Genomic DNA, 3,710 nt, shown 5'->3' on the forward strand with positions numbered 1-3,710 from the left:
CTCCTGCGCGTCCGGCGACCAGGCCCGCGCATCCCCCACCAGATCACTCACACACCGTCAACGAGCCTGAACTCAAAGCGTTTCGGATCAATATGACGTACGGAAGTCGCTGGCCGCGATGAGCCGGCTGCGCGACGGCGGGGAGCTGAACCTGCCCGGGCCGGCGTTCCTCCGCGACCGGCTGCTCCACAAGCTCGACGCGACCGAGATCGGGGAGCTGCTCCAGGAGTTCCGGCTCATTCCGGAGGAGTCGGAGGCCCCGGAGGGGTCGCCGCACGTCGGAGGCTGAGGGGTGCGGGGGCCGCGGGGGCGGGAGGGGCGGCGGGGCGGCGTAGGTGGCGCCCGCGGGGGCGGGAGGGCCGCGGGGGCGGCGTAGGTGGCGTGGTGGCGGTCAGTCGACGGCGTCGAGCCGGGCCAGGTAGCGGGCCGTGCCCCGCTCGACCCGGTAGAGGAAGTGGCCGCCGTCGCCGCTGGAGTCGTAGAGCCGGGTGGCGGCCGAGTCGTAGGCGATCCGTCGTGAGCATCCCGTCATCACCACCAGCGCGGCGGCACCCGCCGCACTCCATACGCGATGACGCCCGTGCGTCGCCGCCGTGTCCTCACCAGTCGACAAGTGCCCCCCTGACAACTCGAACGCGCTGCGCGCACTCTGGCCGTCACATGTTCGCCGCTGAAGCCAACTCGTTCAATATTGTTGAACGTCAGAATGGAAGAACAATGTGGGTCGCGGCACGAGCGGGGAACGGAACATGACTGAGTCACCTGGTGGGGGCGTCCACTCCGAGGACGCGACCGTGCGCGTGTTCATCGCTCTCGCGCCGCCCGACGAGGCCAAGGACGAGCTGGCCCACGCGCTGCGCCCGGCCTACGACGCGTATCCGCGCATGCGGTGGAACCGGATCGAGGACTGGCACATCACGCTGGCGTTCCTCGGGGAGCTCCCGGTCACGGCCGTACCGCTGCTCCGCTCCCCGCTCGCGCGTCTCGCGGCGAGGCGTCCGCCTCTCGAACTGGGGCTGGTCGGCGGGGGGCACTTCGACGACCGGGTGCTGTGGAGCGGGATCGACGGGGACGTCGAAGGACTGCAGGAGCTCGCCGCCGAGGTGCGTGCCGTCGTGAGGGAGTGCGGCATCGACTTCCAGGAACGGCCGCTGCGCCCCCATCTGACGCTGGCCCGCGCGCGCCGCGACGATCCCCTGAGCGTGATGGAGGGCGCCGCCCTCCTGGCCGGATTCACCGGCCGCAGATGGCGGACGGAACGCCTCCACCTCGTCGGCAGCAACTTCGGCCGCGGCCCGGCACCGATCCGCTACCGCGACATCGAAGCCTGGACGTTCGACGGGACCTGACCGAAGGTCGGGGCGCGCTGAGCCCCGGCCCCGGTGCGGACCGGGACCGGGACCGGGGCGTGCGGGTGATCCGCCCCGAGCGGCGTACGGGCCGGGCGAGGCTCCGTCAGCTCCGTCAGGGGGCTGCCCTTCCGCGACCCGATACCGCCGGCGCGTCAGGTTCAGGCGGAGTCGGACGAGTCGGCCACGAGCGTCTTGCCTTCAGCCCTCGGCCGGGTGACACCGTCGACGGTCACGCAGATACCGAAGACACGATCGTGGCTGGTCCACCCATTGACGCGGCCACGGTTGCTGCTGATCTGCACCCGCTTCCTGGCGGCGTCCACGGCCGACACCATATGCAGGTAGACCGTCCCGGCCACACGGGCGAGGACGATGTCCCCGACCTCCAGCTTCGACGGGTCGACCGGAGCGACGACCACCTGCTGCCGACTGCGTATCAGCGGAACCATCGAGGAACCGCTGGGCCGGAACGCCACGGTGGCGCCGCCGGCAACCCTGCCCGCCACCGCATCCCATGCACCCATCCGACGATCGTGGCAGATTCCGCTGGATCACCCCACCGATTTACTTCTCCGTCTCCACAGCGGTGATCGCACCATCGCCCACAACTCTTGTCGCCTGCGGGCAGATCGGCGTCGGGGGTGGTCGGCCCCGGGTCACGAACGGGCCGCCCGATGCCGGGAACATCGTCACCTGTCCGCCGTCCTCACCGCCGGGCTATCTTCTCGGCAGGGAGCCGCTCATGCTCGACGCCGATCGCCAGGTCGGCCGGGCGGAGAGACGAACAGGGGTGGGGCGAGTTGTGCGCAGCTATACCGGTGTGATCGTCGGGAATCTCCTGCTCGCCACCGTGTGGTGCGCCCCGGGCCGCTCGGACTCGTCGTGGGGTGCGTCGCCTGGAGCCACGGGGAGGACTGGGCCTGGATTCCGCTCGTCGCCGGAGTGGCCTGCTGCGTCGCCATCCCCTTCATGGCGGTCAACTCCGCGCGCAGGCAGTTCCCCCGCATCACCCGTGGGCACCGGCAGAAGCACGCGGACATTCCCTATGGCGACTCCACCTTCGTGTTGTGGGCCCCACGGTCCCCGCTGGGCCATCCTCGGGCGCGGTTGGCGCGGGCGGACATCCTGGAAGCGTCGCTCGTGCGGTACAGCCCCGAGGGCGAGGCCACCTACACGAGTTACCCCGGCACTTACACGCCCAACGAGTTCACGCCACTGGTCAGGCTGAGGCTTCGGGTGCACAGCACCGCGGAGACCGACGGGTCCGATGGGGCTGATGACGGCGGCGGCTTTGCCGGGTTCGAGGTAGTGGGCGAGTGGCGGGTGCCTGCCCTCTGTCTGTCGGCGGTCACGGCCGGCCGCCTGGCCGTCCTGGTCGATCCGCCTGGTACATCAGATCCCACCGATCCGACGGCGCCCGGGAGGGTCACTCCCCTGTGGCCGCGCAGCACCCTGCTGGCGGGCACGAGGACCAGCCGCATCATCGGACTCGACGGCCGGCTGACCGATGTGACGCGCCGCCCCGGCCGTCTGCTCCGGCACATGCGGATCTCCCTGGACGTCGGAGACGTCGACATGGTCGGCGACACGATCGACCTCCGGACACTGGACGCGCCCACGGCCGCGCGCTACGCCGCCGCGGCCGAACAGGACCACGCTCTGGCCGAGGACCCCGCGCCGGTGACCGAGCCGGGCGAGGAGTCCCGGTGGCTCGTGGACCGTCTCCCGGGCGAGGCAGCGGCGTTCGGCACCGTCGGCCGCCGGTGGGCGCGCCGAGGTGGTGTGCTCGTGCGCGCCCGGTTCCTGCAGATGAGCCCCACGCACACCTTCCAGGACCACGGGCCGGTCCTCGACACGGTGTTGCGCATCCGCCCCGCCGACGGCACAGCCCCGTTCGACGCCGACCGGCGGCTGACGGTGCCGATGGACTACCTCGCCGTTCTGCACCGCATCCAGGAGGCCGTCCTCTACGCCGACCCGAACGGCGGGTCGTTCGTCGTCGACTGGGCCCGCACCAACCTCCTCGCCGGCACCACCGCGGCGACGGTCATCACCCCCGACGGCCGGGAACTCCCCCGGGCGGGGCGCCCCGACGTGATCTGGGCCGTGATGAACCTGCTGGCGTCCCACAACCTCTCGAACCCGACTCCCGTCCTGGACCTCCGCGAGCGCCGGATGAACGTGGTGGCGGCCATGGTCCTGGAGGCCGTACGGGACGGGGAGTCGGGCGCGCTCGCGGCCCCGCAAGCGCTCCCGGACAGGCCCTAGGTGTATTGCCCTGTGAGGTTGGGGACGCGGCTGGCGGGTGGTTTGCCTGCGAGCGCGGTGTGTCCGCGGTGGTGATTGTAGGTGTGCAGC

The 3,710-nt window shown here is 71.3% G+C and carries 5 protein-coding genes; 3 read left to right on the forward strand and 2 right to left on the reverse strand.

Translation table 11 applies throughout. The annotated features are described in order from the left end of the window. The first annotated feature begins 118 nt into the window (after window positions 1-118). Window positions 119-289, forward strand: a complete 171-nt coding sequence (locus ACWFR1_RS40020; protein WP_453560932.1) for a hypothetical protein — start codon at window positions 119-121, stop codon at window positions 287-289. A 102-nt stretch (window positions 290-391) separates the two neighbouring features. Here the strand turns inward: ACWFR1_RS40020 and ACWFR1_RS40025 are convergent, their stop codons facing one another. After that, window positions 392-613 carry a hypothetical protein gene (locus ACWFR1_RS40025; protein WP_453560935.1) on the reverse strand — a complete coding sequence of 74 codons (222 nt, stop codon included), beginning with the start codon at window positions 611-613 and terminating at the stop codon, window positions 392-394. 136 nt (window positions 614-749) lie between these two features. On the opposite strand from ACWFR1_RS40025, the gene thpR reads away from it, so the two are divergent. Next, entirely contained in the window at window positions 750-1,349 is a 600-nt protein-coding gene (thpR, locus tag ACWFR1_RS40030) for an RNA 2',3'-cyclic phosphodiesterase (RefSeq protein WP_453560937.1), read from the forward strand. 161 nt (window positions 1,350-1,510) lie between these two features. Here the strand turns inward: thpR and ACWFR1_RS40035 are convergent, their stop codons facing one another. After that, on the reverse strand, window positions 1,511-1,876 hold the full coding sequence (locus tag ACWFR1_RS40035; protein ID WP_453560940.1) for a S24 family peptidase: 366 nt from the start codon (window positions 1,874-1,876) through the stop codon (window positions 1,511-1,513). A 328-nt stretch (window positions 1,877-2,204) separates the two neighbouring features. Between ACWFR1_RS40035 and ACWFR1_RS40040 the strand changes: the two genes are divergently transcribed. Then, entirely contained in the window at window positions 2,205-3,620 is a 1,416-nt protein-coding gene (locus ACWFR1_RS40040) for a hypothetical protein (protein WP_453560942.1), read from the forward strand. Window positions 3,621-3,710: the final 90 nt, after the last annotated feature.

The sequence above is a fragment of the Streptomyces sp. NPDC055103 genome, from assembly GCF_053607625.1.

What these genes read in the sequence shown, in the direction of transcription:
- ACWFR1_RS40020 (WP_453560932.1), top strand. Translation starts at nt 119, where the DNA reads ATGAGCCGGCTGCGCGACGGCGGGGAGCTGAACCTGCCCGGGCCGGCG.
- ACWFR1_RS40035 (WP_453560940.1), bottom strand. Translation starts at nt 1,876, where the DNA reads ATGGGTGCATGGGATGCGGTGGCGGGCAGGGTTGCCGGCGGCGCCACC.
- thpR (WP_453560937.1), top strand. Translation starts at nt 750, where the DNA reads ATGACTGAGTCACCTGGTGGGGGCGTCCACTCCGAGGACGCGACCGTG.